The following is a 17,832-nucleotide window of genomic DNA, read 5'->3' as shown; positions in this document are numbered from 1 at the left end:
GGGCTGGGCAAGGCGTGGGTGAGAATCTGACGCGGCTCGCCCGGCTGCTGGCCGACGTCCCGGGGTCAGCGGCCCGCTCGGATCCTCGGAACGATCGAGTCCGGGAGGCCGAGCAGGCCGCGGACATCTGATGCTCGCTGTTCAGGGTGCCTCACGAGACACCACCGGCACGGACAACGTCAGATCTCGTACGTCGCGCCCGGCACCGCCAGTTCCACCGGGCCGGGGAAGACCGCGCGGGCGTGGGCCAGATTGGTCTGCGGGTCGGTCCACGGCGGAATGTGGGTGAGGACCAGGCGCCGGGCGCGGGCGCGGACGGCGGCCTCGCCGGCCTGGCGCCCGTTGAGGTGCAGATCGGGGATGTTCTCCTTGCCGTCCGTGAAGGCCGCCTCGCACAGGAACAGATCGGTGTCGCGCGCCAGGTCCTCCAGGGCGGAGCTGACGCCCGTGTCACCGGAGTACGTCAGCGACCGGCCGCCGTGCTCGAGACGGACCGCGTAGGTCTCCACGGGGTGGGCCACCCGCTCGGTGTGCGCGGTGAAGGGACCGATGTCGAACGTGCCCGGCTTGACCGTGCGGAAGTCGAAGACCTCGCTCATGGACGAGGCGGTGGGCGTGTCGGCGTAGGCGGTGGCCAGCCGGTGCTCGGTGCCCTCCGGTCCGTAGACCGGCAGCGGCGCACAGCGCCCGCCGTCGTAGCGGTAGTAGCGCGCCACGAAGTAGGCGAGCATGTCGATGCAGTGATCGGCATGCAGATGGCTCAGGTAGATCGCGTCAAGGTCGTAGAGACCGCAGTAACGCTGCAGCGCGCCCAGGGCGCCGTTGCCCATGTCGAGCAGCAGCCGGTAGCCGTCGGCCTCGACCAGATAACTGGAGCAGGCCGACTCCGCGGACGGGAACGACCCCGAGCAGCCGACGACGGTGAGCTTCATGGAACAGAAACCTCCGCTGACGGGGAACATACAGAAGGTGACGGGGGTCGTGCGGTCCGTCGAGCGTAAGGCGCGAAACGGCCGGTAGCCCCTTCTCCCGGGGTCGTTGTGGGGGAACTCACCTGCGCTGTCACCGGTTTGGCTGGACGTGCGGCGCACGAGGCAGGAGCAAGGGCGCGCACGGCGTGTCGCACGCCGGTAACGTCGTTCGTATGGACACGTCCTGGTGGCTGGCGCTCGCGGCGGTCGTCCTGCTCGCGCTCGTCGCCACGCTCGTCGACGGCTGGGGGCGCAGCCGCCGGCCCGCGAGACGCGGACTGCGGGCACCGGGACGGCCGGCCGCTCCGGGCGCCCGCCCGCAGCCGGCGGAGATCTGGTGGGTCGCCGTCCCCCTCGGGGAGGGCCAGGCGGTCGTGGACCGGCCCTGCCTGGTGCTGTCGGTGCACGGCAAGCGGGCCAGGGTCGCCGGGATCACCAGCAAGTACCACGACGAGCGGGCCGGGGTGATCCCGCTGCCGCCGGGCTCGGTGGGGGAAGCGCAGGGGCGGACCAGTTTTCTGCAGACCGACGAGGTGCGCGAGGTGCCGGTGGGGAACTTCCAGCGCCGGGTGGGGGTGGTGGACCCGGTGCTGTGGGACCAGGTGCGCTATCTGGCCGGGTGAGCCGCCCGGGGGCGGGTGCACCCGGGACGTCCGGGCGCGTGCGGCCCGTCCCGCCCCGAACGTCCGGGCTCGCCGGGCGCGCCGCACCGGCCCGTGCACCGCGGCCGGAGCGCGGCGGTGCCGTCGCCGCGGCGAGGGCACGCGACGCGGGGGCGCGAGCGCCGGTGGACGCATGGGACGGCCGCCTTCCATGACCGGTGGGCCCCGGTGCCGGACCGGGCGGTGTGCGCGATGCCGGTGTGGACGCAAGTCGGAAACGTCTGCGGTGCGCCAGACATGGGTTTCCCGGCGTGCCGGATGCCTGAGCACTGTCCTTCCAGCACAGCAGGAACCCCTCCCCCGCGCACGCCGAGGCCCCGGCCGGTCCGACCGGCCGGGGCCCGAGTGCACGAGGCCGCGGGGCGTGCGCTACGCCCAGAGCTGGCCCTGCAGAGTCTCGATGGCCTCCTCGGTGGTGGCCGCGGTGTAGACGCCGGTGGACAGGTACTTCCAGCCGCCGTCGGCCACGATGAAGACGATGTCGGCGCTCTGGCCCGCCTTGACCGCCTTCTTGCCCACGCCGAGCGCCGCGTGCAGCGCCGCGCCCGTGGAGACGCCCGCGAAGATGCCCTCCTGCTGCAGCAGCTCACGGGTGCGGGTGACCGCGTCCGCGGAGCCGACGGAGAACCGGGTGGTGAGCACCGAGGCGTCGTACAGCTCGGGGACGAAGCCCTCGTCGAGGTTGCGCAGCCCGTAGACGAGGTCGTCGTAGCGCGGCTCGGCGGCGACGATCTGCACGTCCGGCTTGTGCTCGCGCAGGTAGCGGCCCACGCCCATCAGGGTGCCGGTGGTGCCCAGGCCCGCCACGAAGTGCGTGATCGAGGGCAGGTCGGCGAGGATCTCCGGGCCGGTCGTGGCGTAGTGCGCGCCGGCGTTGTCGGGGTTGCCGTACTGGTAGAGCATCACCCAGTCCGGGTGCTCGGCGGCCAGCTCCTTGGCGACGCGGACGGCGGTGTTGGAGCCGCCCGCGGCCGGGGAGGAGATGATCTCCGCGCCCCACATGGCGAGCAGGTCCCGGCGTTCCTGGGAGGTGTTCTCGGGCATCACGCACACCATGCGGTAGCCCTTGAGCTTGGCCGCCATGGCCAGCGAGATGCCGGTGTTGCCGCTGGTGGGCTCGAGGATGGTGCAGCCCGGGGTGAGCCGGCCCTCCTTCTCCGCCTGCTCGATCATGTGCAGGGCGGGGCGGTCCTTGACCGAACCGGTGGGGTTGCGGTCCTCCAGCTTCGCCCAGATCCGCACCTCGGGGGACGGCGACAGCCGCGGCAGGCGCACCAGCGGGGTGTTGCCGACCGCGGCCAGCGGGTTGTCGTACCGCATGCCGATCAGACCATCCCGCCGGCAACGGCGGGCAGGATCGTGACGTTGTCGCCGTCGGACAGCTTGGTGCCGATGCCGTCGAGGAAGCGGACGTCCTCGTCGTTCAGGTAGACGTTCACGAAGCGCCGCAGCTGCTCACCGTCGACGATGCGCTCCTTGATGCCCGGGTGCCGGGTCTCGAGGTCGTCGAACAGCTCGGCGAGGGTCTGCCCGTTGCCCTCCACCGCCTTCTGACCGTCGGTGTACTGGCGGAGGATGGTCGGGATGCGGACCTCGATGGCCATGGCTCAGGGCTCCTGTCAAAGGTGTCGTCGGTTCGGTCAGGCGCGTGCCCGGGGCCACCCGGGCCTTCGGCGCCGCGGGAGCGCCGCGGCCGGCGGCCGCACGGCGGCAGCACCCAGTGTCAACACAAGGCGCTGTCCAGCCTGCACAGGTCGACGTGCAGCCGCGCCACGAGCAGCGTGCCCGGCGCCGTGTCGCTCACGTCGAGAAGAACCATGTTCACATCGTAACGATTCCCGATCGAGGGCCCGGGATGTGGTCTCGTCCTGTGAGCGGCGCTCGTTCGCCAGGTGGGATCAGTAGGTCTCGACGACCCTGACCTCTTCCTCCGTGACCTCGCCGTCCACGATGCGGAACGAGCGGAACTGGAACTCGCCGGCGCCGTCGGTGTCCGCGGTGGAGACCAGCACGTAGTGTGCGCCCGGCTCGTTGGCGTAGGAGATGTCGGTGCGCGAGGGGTAGGCCTCGGTCGCGGTGTGCGAGTGGTAGATGACCACGGGCTCCTCGTCGCGGTCGTCCATCTCGCGGTACAGCTTGAGCAGGTCCTGCGAGTCGAACTCGTAGAAGGTGGGCGAGCGGGCCGCGTTCAGCATGGGGATGAACCGCTCGGGGCGGCCGGATCCGACGGGACCGGCGATCACACCGCACGCCTCGTCGGGGTGGTCCTTGCGGGCGTGGGCCACGATCTGGTCGTAGAGCGCCTGGGTGATGGTCAGCATGTCGGCCAGGATAAGCAGGGCGGCCGGGCGGGGCAGGTGACGGGTTTCACGCGCCTGCGGCTCGGTGGAGCGCCGGTCCGTGCGCCGGGGGACGAAAGAACGGGCCGTTCCGTACCGGTGCGTGGTACGGAACGGCCCGGATGCCGGACGTCCTGAGCGGCAGCGGGGGCGGAACCGGGGCCCCGCCTCCCGCGGACGTCCTACGGGGTGGCTCGGCGATGGCGGCTCAGCGCTTGCGGAAGGCCGCCGCCTCCGGGTTGCGGGCGCGCAGCACCGCGTAGCCGACGCCCAGGATCACGGCCCACACGGGCGCGCAGTACAGCGAGATCCGGGCGTCCTTGTCGATGCCCATCAGCACGATCACCAGGGCGATGAAGGCGAGCGCGAAGGCGCTGGCGAGCACGCCGCCCGGGGCGCGGAAGTCCGAGCGGGGCAGCTCACCGCGGTCGGACTTGGCACGGTAGCGCATGTGGCTGATGAGGATCACGATCCAGGCCCACATGCCGGAGATGGTGGCGAAGGACACGACGTAGTCGAACGCCTTGCCCGGCCACTGGTAGTTGATCCACACGCCGACCAGCATCAGCGCGGCGGAGAACGTGGTGCCGATCAGCGGGGTGCCGCTGGGGGTCAGCCGGGTGAAGAGCTTCGGGCCCTGGCTGTTCAGCGCCAGGTCGCGCAGCATGCGGCCGGTGGAGTACATGCCGGAGTTGCAGGAGGACAGCGCGGCGGTCAGGACGACGAAGTTGACGATGCCCGCGCCGGCGGCCAGGCCCATCTTCTCGAAGGCGGCGACGAAGGGGCTCACGCCGGGCTGGAAGACCGTCCACGGCACGACCGACAGGATCATGATCAGGGCGCCGACGTAGAAGACGGCGATGCGCCACGGAACGGTGTTGATCGCGCGGGGCAGCACGGTCTTGGGGTCCTTCGACTCGCCGGCGGTCACACCGACCAGCTCGACGGCGAGGAAGGCGAACATCACCATCTGCAGGGTCATCAGCGAGTCGCCGACGCCGTGCGGGAAGAAGCCGCCCTGGTCCCACAGGTGCGTCACGGAGGCGGTGTCACCGGCGTCGGAGAAGCCGATCGTGAGGATGCCGGCACAGATCAGGATCATGCCGATGATCGCGGTGACCTTGACCATGGAGAACCAGAACTCCAGCTCGCCGAAGAGCTTCACGGAGATCAGGTTGGCGCCGTAGAGCAGGACGGTGAACACCAGGGCCGACAGCCACTGGGGGATGTCCCACCAGTACGTCATGTAGGAGGCGGCGGCGGTGACCTCGGTGATGCCGGTGACCACCCAGAACAGCCAGTAGGTCCATCCGGTCACGAAGCCGGCGAAGGGACCGATGAACTCGCGGGCGTACTCCGAGAAGGAACCGGAGACCGGGCGGTACATCAGCAGTTCGCCGAGCGCCCGCATGATCAGGAAGATGACGAAGCCGGCGATGGCATAGGCCAGGATCAGACTGGGGCCGGCTTTCGATATGCCCTTGCCCGCGCCGAGGAACAGGCCGGTGCCGATGGCACCGCCGATGGCGATCATCTGGATCTGCCGGGCGCCGAGCCCGCGCTGATACCCCTCGCCGTCCTGTACGGCGTCGCTGCCGTCGCTGTGCTGTTCGACCTGCACGGAGGTCATATGTGGTGCGCCTTTCTCCATGCCGATCCGGACCTTCGACGTCGGCCGCGGATCGGGTCTCGATCCCCCCGGAACTGATGGAGCTGTGCCTGCCGACGGTCGTCGACCTGGTGGCGCACCCGGCGGAGCATGGGTGGTGTCCGCCGGGCGGTCGTGAACATGTATCACGGCCGCAACAGAGATCACACCCGTGGCCTGTGATCGATCACACAGGCATACCGTCCCTTATGCCACCGGACTGCGGCATTTGGGGGCAGCTCGGTAATAGGATCGTTATGCGGAGTTGAGGGTCCTCTGAGCGAACACCTGACAGACAGGCACACCGAGAGCGCTCCATGCAGGCGAATACGGAGGAAACGGATCATCCGCTCGGTCGGGACGCAAGGCCTCGGTCGAGACGCTAGGCCTCGGTCGGGGTCCAAGGCCCCGGTCGGGGCAGGTCAGGGCATCAGGGTGGCGACCAGGGACTCCTGCAGGCCGCCCAGCCACAGGTAGGCCATCACCATCGGCTTGCGCGGGTCGTCGTCCGGGAGCCGGTACAGCTCGTCGGCCTCGTCCTCGTCGGTGATCTCCAGGCGGGCGCCGAGCGCCAGGCGCAGATCGTTGAGCGCGCCCAGCCAGCAGCGGGACTGCTCGGGGGACAGCTTGAGCGCGGCCGGGCCCCTGCCCGCGGCGGACGCCAGCTCGTCCAGCGTGCGGACCACCGTCAGCGCGTTGTCCCGCTTCCCGGCGCGCAGGTCGTTCTCGGTGTACCGGCGGAACTCGGCGGAGCGGGCCCGCTGCTCGGCGGCCTCCTGCGCACTGGCCGGCGTGCCCGCGGGGTCGCCGTAGGCGTCCGGGAAGAGGCGTCTGAGCACCGGGTCGGAGGGCGGTTCGCTGGGGCCTTCGGCGAACAGTTCGGCGAGCGGGTCGGCGTCGCCGTCCTCGGCGGGGCCGGGGCCGATCAGCTCCAGCAGCTGCACCGCCAGGGAGCGGATGATGGAGATCTCGACGGTGTCCAGGGCGACGGCCGCGCCGCCGTCGGGGAGCGGTTCGAAGTATCCAGGCATGAAAAGGGTTCGCTGCTTCCGGTCCGTCCGAAGGTGGGCTGCTCGGCTGGGTGCGGTCAGGGGCGCCCTCAGGCGCGGGGTGCCCTCACCTGCGGTCCTGCTGCAGGGTGGCCCACAGACCGTAGCCGTGCATGGCCTGCACGTCCCGCTCCATCTCCTCGCGGGTACCGCTGGAGACGACCGCCCGGCCCTTGTGGTGGACGTCGAGCATGAGCTTGGTGGCCTTGTCCTTGGAGTAGCCGAAGTACGTCTGGAAGACGTACGTGACGTAGCTCATGAGGTTGACCGGGTCGTTGTGCACGATCGTCACCCAGGGGACGTCCGGCTCGGGTACGGCGTCGACCTCGTGCGCCGACTCGGTCTTCTCGATCTCGATGGGTGCGGCTGCCGTCACATGGCCCATGCTGCCACCACAGGGGGGCAGGAGCACAAACGGGCGGGCGGTGGCCGGGTGACGCGGCGGGACAAATCCGCCGAAGCGGCCGGAGACGCCCCCGCTCATCAGGCGGAACCGCCCACGGGACGTGAAGAGACCCACAATCGTCAGAATGACGAAATGGGGGTAGCATCGGGCATCATGAACACAGCGGACCTTCGGCTGCCGGTGGACGTTCCCTCGACGGCGCTCTTCACCGACCACTACGAGCTGACGATGCTGCAGGCCGCCCTGAAGGCGGGGACGGCCGAGCGGCGCAGCGTCTTCGAGGTCTTCACCCGGCGGCTGCCGAACGGACGCCGCTACGGCGTCGTGGCCGGCACCGGGCGGGTGCTGGACGCGGTGGAGAACTTCCGCTTCGACGCGGACGTCCTCGACTTCCTGCGCGAACGCCGGATCGTGGACGAGCCGACGCTGCGGTGGCTCGCCGACTACCGCTTCACCGGGGACATCTGGGGCTACCCCGAGGGCGAGGTGTACTTCCCGGGCTCGCCGATCATGCGGGTGGAGGGCTCCTTCGGCGAGTGCGTGCTGCTGGAGACCGTGATCCTGTCGATCCTCAACCACGACTCGGCGATCGCGGCCGCCGCCTCCCGGATGTCCTCGGCCGCCGGTGACCGTCCGCTGATCGAGATGGGTGCCCGCCGCACCCACGAGCTGGCCGCGGTCGCCGCCTCCCGCGCCGCCTACGTCGGCGGTTTCGCCAGCACCTCCGACCTGGCCGCCGGCTTCCGCTACAACATCCCCACCGTCGGCACCTCCGCCCACGCCTTCACCCTGCTGCACGACAGCGAGCGGGACGCCTTCCGGGCCCAGGTGGCCTCCCTCGGCCGGGACACCACCTTGCTGGTGGACACCTACGACGTCGCCGAGGCGGTGCGCGCCGCCGTGGAGGTCGCCGGTCCGGAACTGGGCGCGGTGCGCATCGACTCCGGCGACCTGCTGCTGGTGGCCCACCGGGTGCGCCAGCAGCTGGACGAGCTGGGCGCCCGGGACACCAAGATCGTGGTGACCTCGGACCTGGACGAGTACGCCATCGCCTCGCTGGCGGCGGCCCCGGTGGACGCCTACGGCGTGGGCACCCAGCTGGTCACCGGCTCCGGCCACCCGACCTGTTCCATGGTCTACAAGCTGGTGGCCCGCGCCGAGTCCGCCGACCCGCAGGCGCCGCTGAAGCCGGTGGCGAAGCGGTCCACCGGCGGCAAGTTCTCCCTGGGCGGCCGCAAGTGGGCGGCGCGCCGGCTGGACCAGGACGGGATCGCCGAGGCCGAGGTGGTGGGCACCGGCGAGGTGCCGCCGGAGCTGGTCGACCGCCGGCTGCTGGTGCAGCTGGTCAAGGCCGGCGAGGTGGTGGGCCGTGAGCCGCTGGACGTGGCCCGTGCCCGGCATCAGGCGGCCCGCGCCAATCTGCCGCTGTCGGCGACCCAGCTCTCCCGCGGGGAACCCGTCATTCCGACCGAGTACGTGCAGGGGCGCCCGGGTAACTGAAGCGCGTGCCCTCCGTGCCCGCGTCGCCCGTCGCCCGCCGCCCGCATCCGCCCACCGACCGACAGCCGAAGGATGACCCAGCATGCGCCGCGCCCTCATCGTCGTCGACGTGCAGAACGACTTCTGCGAAGGAGGCAGCCTCGCGGTGGCCGGCGGTGCCGACGTGGCCGCCGGGATCACCGAGCTGATCGGCCAGGCCCCGGCCGGCTATCGGCACGTGGTGGCCACCCGGGACCGCCACATCGCACCGGGCGGGCACTTCGCCGAGGACCCCGACTACGTCCACAGCTGGCCGGCGCACTGCGTCGCGGGCACCGAGGGCGTGGGCTTCCACCCGAACTTCGCCCCGGCCGTCGCCTCCGGCGCGATCGACGCCGTGTTCGACAAGGGCGCCTACGAGGCCGCCTACAGCGGTTTCGAGGGCCGCGACGAGAACGGCGTACCGCTGGCCGACTGGCTGCGGGCGCGGGACGTCGACGAGGTGGACGTGGTCGGGATCGCCACGGACCACTGTGTGCGGGCCACCGCCCTGGACGCGGTCCGGGAAGGCTTCCGCACCCGGGTGCTGCTGGACCTGACCGCCGGGGTGGCCCCGGAGACCACCGAGAAGGCGCTCGAGGAGATGCGGGAGGCCGGAGTGGAGCTGAGCGGGAAGCCGGTCGTCGCCGGAGGCTGAGCGCTCCCGTCGGCGGGCGTCCGGGATCGCCCGCCGTGCTCTCCCGTTCCCGTCCGTGCCGGGCGGGCGGGGCCGTGCCGCGCGGGCCCTGCCCAGCGACGCCGAGCAGCATCCGCCGCGCGCGTGGCCGACCCGGCTGACCGGGGACGCTCCCCAGGCCGGCGAGGGGCGGCGTGCGGACCGGCACGGGCCGGACGGGGGCACGAGACGCCGGCGGCGTGGCCGGGGCGTCCACCGCCGGCCGCGGTGTCTACCGCCGGACGGCCACCGGGCGGCCGAGGAGGGCGCGGATGGGGTGCCACGGTTCCGTGACCTGCTCGACGCCGCCGGCGGGCGCGGTGCGCCAGACCAGGCCGTCGGGGTGGTGCAGGACGGCGGTGACCTCGTCGGGAGTGGGCGGCGCGGCATTGCCGCGCAGGTAGACCGAGCGCAGCCCCAGGTTGCGCAGCCTCGTCAGGGCCCGTGCGCGGTTGCGGGCGTGCACCAGGACCCGGACCTGGCCGATGCCGTCGGCGGCGGTGCCGGGCAGGTTCAGGGCCACCACGACGGTGCCGTTCGGAAGCTTGCAGAACCCTCCTGCGGCCATGCACTCACTTCCCTGTCCCGCTCGGTGTCCATCACGGCATCACGCAGGCACTTAAACACGATCGGCGGCAACCCGCCAGAGGGTTGCCGCCGAAGCGCGTCTGACCTGCGGTTCTACCCGTTACTTGGTCGCGGGGCCGACTTCCAGCTCGATGGTGGAGCCGTCGGAGGCCTCCTTGGTGATCTCGATCCGGGTGTTGGTGTCAGTGATCTTGACACTGCCGGTCGGGTTCTCCGGGTCGTAGTAGGTGCTGGTGTGGTCGTTGAACACCGGCACCCCCTTCGACGGCTTGATCTTGGTGGCGACGTCGTCCTTGTGCAGGGTGAAGCCGTCGGTGCGGGCGTGGGTGAAGGTGGCGTCGAAGGCCTGGATGCGGTTGCGCATCAGGGTGCCGTCGGACCACTTCATCGCCTTCGGGTGGGCGTCGACGGGAAGGATCAGGCCCGTGCCCGGGTGGACGCTGGTGTTGTTGTCCAGCTGGGAGGTGTCCCACTTCCAGATCAGCAGGCCGTTCTGGTACGGGTAGTGCTCCACCCAGTCCGGGCGCACGGCCGAGCCGAAGTTGTACGGGCCGGTCTTCAGCGTGGTGTCGTACGACACGTACTGCCGGTTCTCGGCGATGTAGTACTGCGCGTAGTCCTTGGTGAAGGACGCGCCGATCCGGCTGAAGCCGTTGGCCGTCCAGGCGTCGTCCGCGCTCTCCGCGTCGTCGGAGAAGAGGGTCTCGCCGTCCGCGGTCACGGTGATCTCGTCGGCCGCGAAGCCCTTCTGGGCCACGCCGCCGTCGGTCTGGTAGCGGAAGCGGAGCTGGATCTTCTGGCCGGCGTAGGCGTCCAGCGGGTACGACAGCTTCGCGTAGCTGTCGATGGAACCGGTCAGGGCCGGCTTGTCGCTGCCGTCACGCGGGATCGGCTGGCCGTCGACCGTGCCGTCCAGGGCGGTCCAGTTGGCGCCGCCGTCGGTGGACACCTCGGTGTAGAGGAAGTCGTAGTTGGCCTCGATGTCGTACCAGCCGTCGAGGGTGAGGGTGGCCGACGTCTTGCCGGTGAGGTCCACGGTCCGGGTCAGCGTGTTCTTCAGGTCGTCACCGCTGCCGCTCCACCACTGCATCTCGCCCTGCGCCGGGGTGACGACCTCGGTGGTGACCGTCTTGTCGGGCAGCGAGACCACCAGCGCCTGCTTGTGCTTGGTGTTGTACTCGGCCAGGCCCAGCTTGTGCCAGGAGTTCACACCGGCCTTGGCGGTGTCGTAGTTCAGCCAGCCCAGCTGCAGCTTGTCCCAGGCGTTCATGTCGCCGGGCAGGTCGCCGATGGCCTCCTTGCCGCGGCCCAGCCAGGAGCCGGAGGACATCAGCGTCCAGAACGCGGTGGAGTTCTCGCCGCCGGCGGTGTCGTACTCGTCGGGCAGGCCGAGGTCGTGGCCGTACTCGTGGGCGAAGACACCGAGGCCGCCGTTCTCCGGCTGCATGGTGTAGTCGCCGACCCAGATGCCGGTGTCGCCGATCTGCGTGCCGCCGAGCTTGTTGAAGTCGGGGCCGGTGGCGCCGGCGTCGGTGCCGTAGGCGTACCAGCGGTGCGCCCAGATGGCGTCGGTGCCCTGCGCGCCGCCGCCCGCGGACTCGTCCTCGCCGGCGTGCACGATCTGGAAGTGGTCGATGTAGCCGTCGGGCTCGTTGAAGTCGCCGTCGCCGTCGTAGTCGTAGCGGTCCCACTGGTCGTACTGGGCCAGGTCCGCCTTGATGTCGGCGTCGGTGCGGCCCGCCGCCTTCTGGTCGGCGACCCAGGCGTTCAGGCCGTCGCGGACCAGGTCCCAGACCGTGGCGCAGGTGGTGGAGCCGCAGGCGTTGTTGCCGTAACGGGCCTCGTTGTACGGCACCTTGACCCAGTCGGTGACCTGACCGTCGACCGAGTAGCGGCCCGAGGACTGCTTCTCGTAGTACTTCTTCAGCGACTCGGTGTCCTTGCCGGTGCCGAAGTACAGGTCCTCGTAGTGCTTGCGGTCGTAGTCGGCCTTCCAGTCGGTGGAGTTGTCCTTCGACCGGTCCGGCTCGGCGATCTGGTTGTGCAGCGGGCCGGGAGTGCCGCCGTACTTGGGGTCCGTCTGGTCGCCGAACTCGACCAGGATGGTGAAGATCTTGTCGGTCTTCTCCCGGCTCAGCTCGACGTACTTGGTGTCGCCCTTCTTCTTGCCCTTCAGGCCGACGACCTTGGAGCCGTGCCGCTCCTGCACCTTGGTCTTGCCGGTGATGAGCTGGTGCAACGCCTCCTGACGCTGGGCCTTCTGAGTCTTGCTCAGCGGACCGTCCAGGTCGTGCGGGTGCTGTTCGACCGGTGCGGGGTCCTGCCGGTCGACGACAGCGGGCGCGGTGGCGGAGCCGCCGTCCGTGGCCGCCTCGGCGACGGCGAACGTCGAGAACGTGGCGGTGGCCGCGGCGAGCGCGACACCGATCGCCGTCGCTCTGAACGTCCAGGGTCTACTCGTCACTTGCTGTCCTCCCCTGACGCGCCCGCGCACGGAAGAGACGTCAGTGGAAACGATGTGGTCCGCGCGCGATCAACGCGTGTAGTCAAGTGACGACATTTGACTAGAGGTTTAAGAGAAAAGACAGATCTTGACTTGGACAGTACAAGTGCGCTACGAGCGGTGGACCGTGGCTCGACGTCAGGTGTGAGGGAGGTGCGTGCGCCGCGTGAGGGGAAGGTGGAGCCACGCCGGTGGCACGGTGTGACTCCGTGCGCCCCCCGTGCACCGGCACGGGAGGTCAGGTGAGGCGTACCGGCGGTTCCGCCCGGGCACGCAGAGGTTTAGAGTCGATTGCCGGAACGCTCGGAAGTCGGCGGAAAGCCAGGCCGTCCCCCCTTCTCACCCCCCGAATCGTCCGAGGACACGATCGCCATGCCGCGTCCGACCGCCGCACAGCTCGCCTACGGCTCCTGCACCGTGATCGTCTCAACACTCGCCCTGTTGCTGCTGTCACCGACCCGCTCGGGCCTCGGGATCACGGTCGTCGCCCTGGTCGCACTGGGTCTGGGCCTGCTGGTGGCCCTGACGGCACCCCAGCCGAAGGCGGGCGCGACGGGCGCCGGGACGCACGGGAACGCCGGCCCCGGCGGACCGGCGCGGGTGCCGGAGCAGCGGGAGACCGTCGCCGCGGGAGCACAGGTGCCGGGGCAGCGCCCGAGGCCGACCGCCTGACAGTCACGCTCGCTCAGTTCTCTCGACCGGTTGCATCATTTCCAGTCAGCTTCGATCGGCACGGGACGTCCCTTGTGGGCGTCCACGGTCGGGGCTGCTCCGTCGGGCGTGCATCCGGCCGGACCCCCTCTGCCGTGTGCCGCAGCCGGCCGGATCGTCGTCGCCGGGTCAGCGCGAGGTGCTGACCACCACCGTCCGGGCCGCCTTGTCGTGCAGGCCCTGCTTGTAGGGCCGGTCGAAGAACGACCAGCCGCCGCACACGACCAGCCACACACAGGCGCAGCAGAACCAGAACGGGATCCACAGCACCGCCGCACGCGCCAGCGACACGGCGACCGACGGGGTGGAGCCGTCGCTCAGGTTCGCCACCCGCATGCCCAGCAGCCGCTTGCCGAGGGTCTGGCCCGACCGGGCCGTCAGGACCGTGTCGTAGGCGAGGTAGAGCACGGCGCCGACCGCGGACTGGGTCAGTGACCTGCCGACCTGCACCTGGTCGGCGTTCATCATGTACTCGTTGACGTGCAGCGCCCAGGTGATCAGCCAGGCGACGATGCCCACCAGGACCAGGTCGACGATCCGGGCCAGGGTGCGTCGGGCGCTGTCGGCGAGCGGAGGCATGCCGGCGAGCGGGTCCGGGCCGTACGGGCCGCCGCCGTGGGGAGGCCCGCCGCCGTAGGGACCACCGCCGTGGGCACCCCCGCCCCCGTACGGACCACCACCGCCGTACGGGCCGCCGCCTCCGTACGGCCCGCCCGTGCCGTAGGGGCCCCCGGGCGGGGGCTCGCCGCGGCCGCCGTCGTACGGCCCGCCACCGGAGGGCGGCGGGCCGCCGGGCGGAGGTCCGGAGCCGGGGGGTGGTGCGGAGCCGGCGGGCGGTTCGGTGCTCATGGGCCGAGTCGACCGCGAAGCCGGCCCGGTCGCATCCGGCGAGCGGCCGGACGGATGACGCCCCGCCCGCCGCCTACGCCGTCCCGGTCACCCCGCGACGAAGGTGTGCGCCGCCTTGTCGTGCCAGCACTGGCGCCAGGGCCGGTCGAACAGGCACCACACCACGCCCACCACCCCGACGACGAGGATCCCGGGGACGCTGTAGACGAGCCAGCGGCGCAGCGCCTGGCCCAGGGACGGCGCCTCGTGGGCCTCGATGTCGCGCACCTCGAGACCGCACAGCTTCTTGCCCAGGGTGCGGCCCCACTTGGCCGTGGGCAGCGCCTCGTAGAGGGCACCGAAGACCAGCAGCACGGCGAGGACGATGCCGAGGTACGTCCCGGTGGTGCCGTCCAGCAGCCAGACGGTGACCGTCCGGCCGGACTGCCGGGCCGCCTCGATCTTGTCGTCGATGTGGTCGGCGGCCTGGATGCCGAGCGGCACAGCCGCCGCCGCGGTGACGGCCCCGACGACGGCCGAGTCGACGAGGCGGGCCAGCAGCCGCTTGCCGAGACCGGCCGGCCGGGCCGCCGCCTGCTGCCGTGCGGCCGCCTGGAACGGGTCCTCGACCGGGGGCTTCCACGGCACGACGGGCTGGTCCTCGGCCGCCGTCCTGGTCCCGGCGAGCTGCTGCACCTGCTGCGCCCAGGCGGCCTGTCCCCCGCCGGGCCCGCCGGTCACCGAGGTGGGCAGGGGGCCCGGGGCGGGAGCGGCCGGGTGCGGCGCGCCCGCCTGCTGGGGCAGCGAGGGGGCGGGCGAGGCGGAGGCGTGCGGGACGGGGGCGGGCCCGGTCTGCCCGGGCACACCGCCCTGTCCCGGTCCGGCGTTCTGCGCGGGCACGCCGGGGAACGGGCCGGCGGCGGGCGCCTGCGCAGGCGGGCCGGCCGCGCCGTCCGGGGTGCCGGTCGCCGCCGGCGATGCCTGGGCGGGCACCGACGGCTGTCCCTGCGCCGCGTCCTGCGGGCGGGCCGGGCGGGGCACCTGACGGAAGGTCATGGTGCCCTCGTCGGCCTGGGCGCCGCCGGGTCCGGGCCGGGCGGGCGCGGACCGGTCCGCGTCCTGGGGTGCCTCGGAGGTGCCGTCGGTCACCGGGCGGCGCAGCACGAAGGTGTGGGCCGGGTCGGCCGGGGCCTTCTGCGGCGAGGCGGGCTGCTGGGCCTGCTCCTGCTGCGGGGCCGGAGCCGGCTGTCCCTGTCCGTCGCCGGCGCCGTCTGGCGCACCGGATGTGGACGCCGGGGCCGTGCCGGACGCCGGGGCGTCGGTGCCGGCCACCCGGGGGTCGGACGCCGCCGGGACCTCCGGTGCGGCGCCGGAGTCGGTCACCGGTTCCTCGTCGAGGTAGTGCGGTCCGGTCTCCTCGCTCGAGGGCTCGGGCGCCGTCGCGGGGCGCACCCCGGGCGGCGGGCTGAGCGGCTCGCCGTCGGCAGGGGCGGGCCGGCTGGTGCCCGGTACCCAGGCGGCACCGTTCCAGTACCGGACGTAGCCAGGGATGGACGGGTCCGGGTAGTACCCCTCGCGGGGCCGTTCGTCACCGGGTGCCGGGGTTGGGGCGCTCATGTCCGTCGTCCCGTATCTGCTCGGGGGTGGTATCGGGGGATCCACATCTATCAGACCGGCGCGCGCGCCACCGCCCGTCCCACCCGACCCACTCCTTTCCGGGCATCCTCCTTCGGGTGCTTCACCGCACGTCGGCGCAGGCGGCACCGCTGCCGGACGCCGCCGCGGACCGGCGGTGCGGAAAAAAGTTCCGTCAACCCGCGTAATGCCGCCGCCCCGTGCGCCTCTCTGCTCGTGCGGGTCCGCACGGGACCCGTACGGCACACCGGTGACCTGCCGCGCCGGGCGTGCCGTCAGCGCCCGAGGACGCACGGACGCGTCATGAGCGGAGAGGAACGAGGAAGCGTGAAGCACACCGTGGTGGAGCGGGAACTGCAGCTGCGGCTGATCGTGTCGTCCGGCCGGGTGGTTCCCGTGCGGGCCCGCCTCGCGTACCGCACCGCCGATCCGTACGCCGTGCACGTCGACTTCCATGTCGACTCGGCGTGCCCCGTGCACTGGGCGTTCGCGCGGGATCTGCTGCTGGAGGGGATGGGCCGGCCCTGCGGGCAGGGGGATGTGCGGGTGTGGCCGGCGCAGGCCGAGCATCACGACGTGGTGGTGATCGAGCTCGACTCCCCCGCCGGTGAGGCCCTGTTGGAGGCGCCGGCCGCCCCGGTGGCCCGGTGGCTGGAGGAGACCCTGCGGGTGGTGCCGCCGGGCAGCGAGGGCGACCGGCTCGGCATCGACGAGGAGCTGGCGGGGCTGCTCGCCCCGTGAGGCGCGGGGCGAGCGGAGCGCCTAGAACAGCTTGCCGGGGTTGAGGATGTTCAGCGGGTCGAAGGTCTGCTTGATCGCCCGCTGCATCTCCATCCCGACCGGCCCGAGTTCGCGGGCCAGCCACTCCTTCTTCAGGACACCCACGCCGTGCTCGCCGGTGATGGTGCCGCCGAGCCGCAGCCCGAGCGCCATGATCTCGTCGAAGGACGCGCGGGCCCGGCGGGATTCGTCGGGGTCCTGGGCGTCGAAGCACACCGTGGGGTGGGTGTTGCCGTCGCCGGCGTGGGCGCAGACACCGATGGTGAGCCGGTGTTTCTCGGCGATCTGTTCGATGCCGTCGAGCAGATCGCCGAGGCGGGAGCGCGGCACGCACACATCGTCGATCATCGTGGTGCCGCGGACCTTCTCCAGGGCGGGCAGCGACAGCCGCCGGGCCTGCAGCAGCATCTCGGACTCGGCGGCGTCCTCGGCGGGGACGACCTCGGTGGCGCCGGCCTCCTCGCACAGCGCGCCGACGGCGGCGAGGTCGGCGGCGGGATCGGGGGTGTCGAAGGCGGCGAGCAGCAGCGCCTCGGTGGTCTCCGGCAGCCCCATGTGGGCGAGGTCGTTGACGGCCTTGACCGTGGCGCGGTCCATCAGCTCCAGCAGCGACGGCACATGCCCGCCGGCCATGATCCGGCAGACGGCGTCGCAGGCGGCGGCCGCGGAGGGGAACTCGGCGGCGAGCACCAGCTGCTGCGGCGGCTGCGGTTTCAGGGCGAGGACGGCCCGCACGACGATGCCGAGCGAGCCCTCGGAGCCGACGAAGAGACGGGTGAGGTCGTAGCCGGCGACGCCCTTGGCGGTGCGGCGGCCGGTGGACAGCAGGCGCCCGTCGGCGAGCACCACGTCCAGGCCGAGCACGTACTCGGCGGTGACGCCGTACTTCACGCAGCACAGGCCGCCGGAGGCGGTGCCGATGTTGCCGCCGATGGTGCACATCTCCCAGCTGGAGGGGTCCGGCGGGTAGTACAGGCCGTGCTCGGTGACCGCGCGGGACAGGTCGGCGTTGATCACTCCGGGTTCGACCACCGCGATGCGGTCCACGGGGTTGATCTCCAGGATGCGGTTCATCCTGGTCAGGGAGAGCACGATGCAGCCGTCGGAGGCGTTGGCCGCGCCGGACAGACCGGTGCGGGCGCCCTGCGGGACGACCGGGACCCGCAGCTCGGTGGCGGTGCGCATGACATGCTGCACCTCTTCCACGGTGCGGGGCAGGACCACGACGGCCGGGGAGCCGGACGGGCAGAAGCTCGCCATGTCGTGGGCGTAGGAGGCCGTGATGTCGGGATCGGTCACGACCGCGTCGGCCGGCAGGCCCGCCAGGAGCCGGTCGGTGAGGGGGCTGTCCACCGCGTCGGGTGCGGCTTGGCTTCGGCTCATGATCACAGCGTCGCACTCGGGGGCGCCGGTGTGAAGCCCCCGGGGCATGCGCCTTCCGCCCCGCACGGGCGGGCCGGGCGGCGCGCTCGTGCGGGGCGGGGGCTGTCACGCGGTGCGGGAGCGGTCATGCGGGGC

The 17,832-nt window shown here is 71.8% G+C and carries 18 protein-coding genes; 5 read left to right on the top strand and 13 right to left on the bottom strand.

Features of this window, described 5'->3' with window-relative positions; genetic code table 11:
* Positions 1-179 precede the first annotated feature (179 nt).
* Positions 180-932, bottom strand: a complete 753-nt coding sequence (locus OG899_RS17035; RefSeq protein ID WP_125499720.1) for an MBL fold metallo-hydrolase — start codon at positions 930-932, stop codon at positions 180-182.
* A 212-nt stretch (positions 933-1,144) separates the two neighbouring features.
* Here OG899_RS17035 and OG899_RS17030 point away from each other — a divergent pair, with 212 nt between their 5' ends.
* A complete protein-coding gene (locus OG899_RS17030; protein ID WP_125499721.1) occupies positions 1,145-1,594 on the top strand; it encodes a type II toxin-antitoxin system PemK/MazF family toxin in 450 nt (149 codons plus the stop codon).
* Positions 1,595-2,002: 408 nt separating this feature from the next.
* On the opposite strand, the gene OG899_RS17025 is transcribed toward OG899_RS17030, so the two are convergent.
* The 7 genes from OG899_RS17025 to clpS all read right to left on the bottom strand — a co-directional run bounded on the left by OG899_RS17025 (position 2,003) and on the right by clpS (position 7,054).
* On the bottom strand, positions 2,003-2,953 hold the full coding sequence (locus tag OG899_RS17025; RefSeq protein WP_125499722.1) for a PLP-dependent cysteine synthase family protein: 951 nt from the start codon (positions 2,951-2,953) through the stop codon (positions 2,003-2,005).
* A gap of 5 nt (positions 2,954-2,958) precedes the next feature.
* Positions 2,959-3,237: a MoaD/ThiS family protein gene (locus OG899_RS17020; protein ID WP_125499723.1), complete on the bottom strand. Its 279-nt coding sequence runs from the start codon at positions 3,235-3,237 to the stop codon at positions 2,959-2,961.
* Between the two features lie 119 nt (positions 3,238-3,356).
* Positions 3,357-3,452, bottom strand: coding sequence for a putative leader peptide (locus OG899_RS17015; RefSeq protein WP_312845651.1), 96 nt, complete (start codon positions 3,450-3,452; stop codon positions 3,357-3,359).
* Between the two features lie 79 nt (positions 3,453-3,531).
* Entirely contained in the window at positions 3,532-3,954 is a 423-nt protein-coding gene (locus tag OG899_RS17010; protein ID WP_125499724.1) for a Mov34/MPN/PAD-1 family protein, read from the bottom strand.
* A gap of 226 nt (positions 3,955-4,180) precedes the next feature.
* Positions 4,181-5,602 carry an amino acid permease gene (locus OG899_RS17005; RefSeq protein WP_125499725.1) on the bottom strand — a complete coding sequence of 474 codons (1,422 nt, stop codon included), beginning with the start codon at positions 5,600-5,602 and terminating at the stop codon, positions 4,181-4,183.
* 440 nt (positions 5,603-6,042) lie between these two features.
* The gene (locus OG899_RS17000; RefSeq protein ID WP_125499726.1) at positions 6,043-6,651 is read right to left on the bottom strand and encodes a DUF2017 domain-containing protein; all 609 of its coding nucleotides are present in this window, start codon (positions 6,649-6,651) and stop codon (positions 6,043-6,045) included.
* A gap of 85 nt (positions 6,652-6,736) precedes the next feature.
* Complete coding sequence (clpS, locus tag OG899_RS16995; protein ID WP_125499727.1) at positions 6,737-7,054, bottom strand: ATP-dependent Clp protease adapter ClpS; 318 nt, start codon at positions 7,052-7,054, stop codon at positions 6,737-6,739.
* 174 nt (positions 7,055-7,228) lie between these two features.
* On the opposite strand from clpS, the gene OG899_RS16990 reads away from it, so the two are divergent.
* Entirely contained in the window at positions 7,229-8,575 is a 1,347-nt protein-coding gene (locus OG899_RS16990; RefSeq protein ID WP_125499728.1) for a nicotinate phosphoribosyltransferase, read from the top strand.
* An 82-nt stretch (positions 8,576-8,657) separates the two neighbouring features.
* The gene (locus OG899_RS16985) at positions 8,658-9,251 is read left to right on the top strand and encodes an isochorismatase family protein (RefSeq protein ID WP_125499729.1); all 594 of its coding nucleotides are present in this window, start codon (positions 8,658-8,660) and stop codon (positions 9,249-9,251) included.
* A 250-nt stretch (positions 9,252-9,501) separates the two neighbouring features.
* Here the strand turns inward: OG899_RS16985 and OG899_RS16980 are convergent, their stop codons facing one another.
* Together OG899_RS16980 and OG899_RS16975 are read right to left on the bottom strand one after the other, a co-directional pair.
* Complete coding sequence (locus tag OG899_RS16980; RefSeq protein WP_168131945.1) at positions 9,502-9,837, bottom strand: hypothetical protein; 336 nt, start codon at positions 9,835-9,837, stop codon at positions 9,502-9,504.
* 120 nt (positions 9,838-9,957) lie between these two features.
* Complete coding sequence (locus OG899_RS16975) at positions 9,958-12,321, bottom strand: immune inhibitor A domain-containing protein (protein ID WP_189427981.1); 2,364 nt, start codon at positions 12,319-12,321, stop codon at positions 9,958-9,960.
* A gap of 411 nt (positions 12,322-12,732) precedes the next feature.
* On the opposite strand from OG899_RS16975, the gene OG899_RS16970 reads away from it, so the two are divergent.
* The gene (locus OG899_RS16970) at positions 12,733-13,032 is read left to right on the top strand and encodes a hypothetical protein (protein WP_125499732.1); all 300 of its coding nucleotides are present in this window, start codon (positions 12,733-12,735) and stop codon (positions 13,030-13,032) included.
* A 168-nt stretch (positions 13,033-13,200) separates the two neighbouring features.
* Here the strand turns inward: OG899_RS16970 and OG899_RS16965 are convergent, their stop codons facing one another.
* Both OG899_RS16965 and OG899_RS16960 read right to left on the bottom strand, forming a co-directional pair.
* A complete protein-coding gene (locus tag OG899_RS16965) occupies positions 13,201-13,920 on the bottom strand; it encodes an RDD family protein (protein WP_189427982.1) in 720 nt (239 codons plus the stop codon).
* Between the two features lie 87 nt (positions 13,921-14,007).
* Positions 14,008-15,516: an RDD family protein gene (locus OG899_RS16960; protein WP_168131947.1), complete on the bottom strand. Its 1,509-nt coding sequence runs from the start codon at positions 15,514-15,516 to the stop codon at positions 14,008-14,010.
* Between the two features lie 321 nt (positions 15,517-15,837).
* Between OG899_RS16960 and OG899_RS16955 the strand changes: the two genes are divergently transcribed.
* Positions 15,838-16,275 (top strand): SsgA family sporulation/cell division regulator, encoded by a 438-nt coding sequence (locus OG899_RS16955; protein WP_168131948.1) that lies wholly within the window; start codon positions 15,838-15,840, stop codon positions 16,273-16,275.
* A gap of 21 nt (positions 16,276-16,296) precedes the next feature.
* Here the strand turns inward: OG899_RS16955 and OG899_RS16950 are convergent, their stop codons facing one another.
* Positions 16,297-17,703, bottom strand: coding sequence for an FAD-binding oxidoreductase (locus OG899_RS16950; RefSeq protein ID WP_373296046.1), 1,407 nt, complete (start codon positions 17,701-17,703; stop codon positions 16,297-16,299).
* Between the last annotated feature and the right edge of the window lie 129 nt (positions 17,704-17,832).

The organism is Streptomyces thermoviolaceus (genome assembly GCF_045209695.1).
Lineage (GTDB): Bacteria > Actinomycetota > Actinomycetes > Streptomycetales > Streptomycetaceae > Streptomyces > Streptomyces thermoviolaceus.
The sequence above is the reverse complement of the archived record's forward strand: the minus strand, read 5'-3'. Positions and strand labels throughout refer to the sequence as shown.

Bases quoted from the DNA above. Each gene is read 5' to 3' on its own strand.
- OG899_RS17035 (WP_125499720.1), bottom strand. From the start codon at position 932: ATGAAGCTCACCGTCGTCGGCTGCTCGGGGTCGTTCCCGTCCGCGGAG.
- OG899_RS17030 (WP_125499721.1), top strand. From the start codon at position 1,145: ATGGACACGTCCTGGTGGCTGGCGCTCGCGGCGGTCGTCCTGCTCGCG.
- OG899_RS17025 (WP_125499722.1), bottom strand. From the start codon at position 2,953: ATGCGGTACGACAACCCGCTGGCCGCGGTCGGCAACACCCCGCTGGTG.
- OG899_RS17020 (WP_125499723.1), bottom strand. From the start codon at position 3,237: ATGGCCATCGAGGTCCGCATCCCGACCATCCTCCGCCAGTACACCGAC.
- OG899_RS17015 (WP_312845651.1), bottom strand. From the start codon at position 3,452: ATGGTTCTTCTCGACGTGAGCGACACGGCGCCGGGCACGCTGCTCGTG.
- OG899_RS17010 (WP_125499724.1), bottom strand. From the start codon at position 3,954: ATGCTGACCATCACCCAGGCGCTCTACGACCAGATCGTGGCCCACGCC.
- OG899_RS17005 (WP_125499725.1), bottom strand. From the start codon at position 5,602: ATGACCTCCGTGCAGGTCGAACAGCACAGCGACGGCAGCGACGCCGTA.
- OG899_RS17000 (WP_125499726.1), bottom strand. From the start codon at position 6,651: ATGCCTGGATACTTCGAACCGCTCCCCGACGGCGGCGCGGCCGTCGCC.
- clpS (WP_125499727.1), bottom strand. From the start codon at position 7,054: ATGGGCCATGTGACGGCAGCCGCACCCATCGAGATCGAGAAGACCGAG.
- OG899_RS16990 (WP_125499728.1), top strand. From the start codon at position 7,229: ATGAACACAGCGGACCTTCGGCTGCCGGTGGACGTTCCCTCGACGGCG.
- OG899_RS16985 (WP_125499729.1), top strand. From the start codon at position 8,658: ATGCGCCGCGCCCTCATCGTCGTCGACGTGCAGAACGACTTCTGCGAA.
- OG899_RS16980 (WP_168131945.1), bottom strand. From the start codon at position 9,837: ATGGCCGCAGGAGGGTTCTGCAAGCTTCCGAACGGCACCGTCGTGGTG.
- OG899_RS16970 (WP_125499732.1), top strand. From the start codon at position 12,733: ATGCCGCGTCCGACCGCCGCACAGCTCGCCTACGGCTCCTGCACCGTG.
- OG899_RS16965 (WP_189427982.1), bottom strand. From the start codon at position 13,920: ATGAGCACCGAACCGCCCGCCGGCTCCGCACCACCCCCCGGCTCCGGA.
- OG899_RS16960 (WP_168131947.1), bottom strand. From the start codon at position 15,516: ATGAGCGCCCCAACCCCGGCACCCGGTGACGAACGGCCCCGCGAGGGG.
- OG899_RS16955 (WP_168131948.1), top strand. From the start codon at position 15,838: ATGAGCGGAGAGGAACGAGGAAGCGTGAAGCACACCGTGGTGGAGCGG.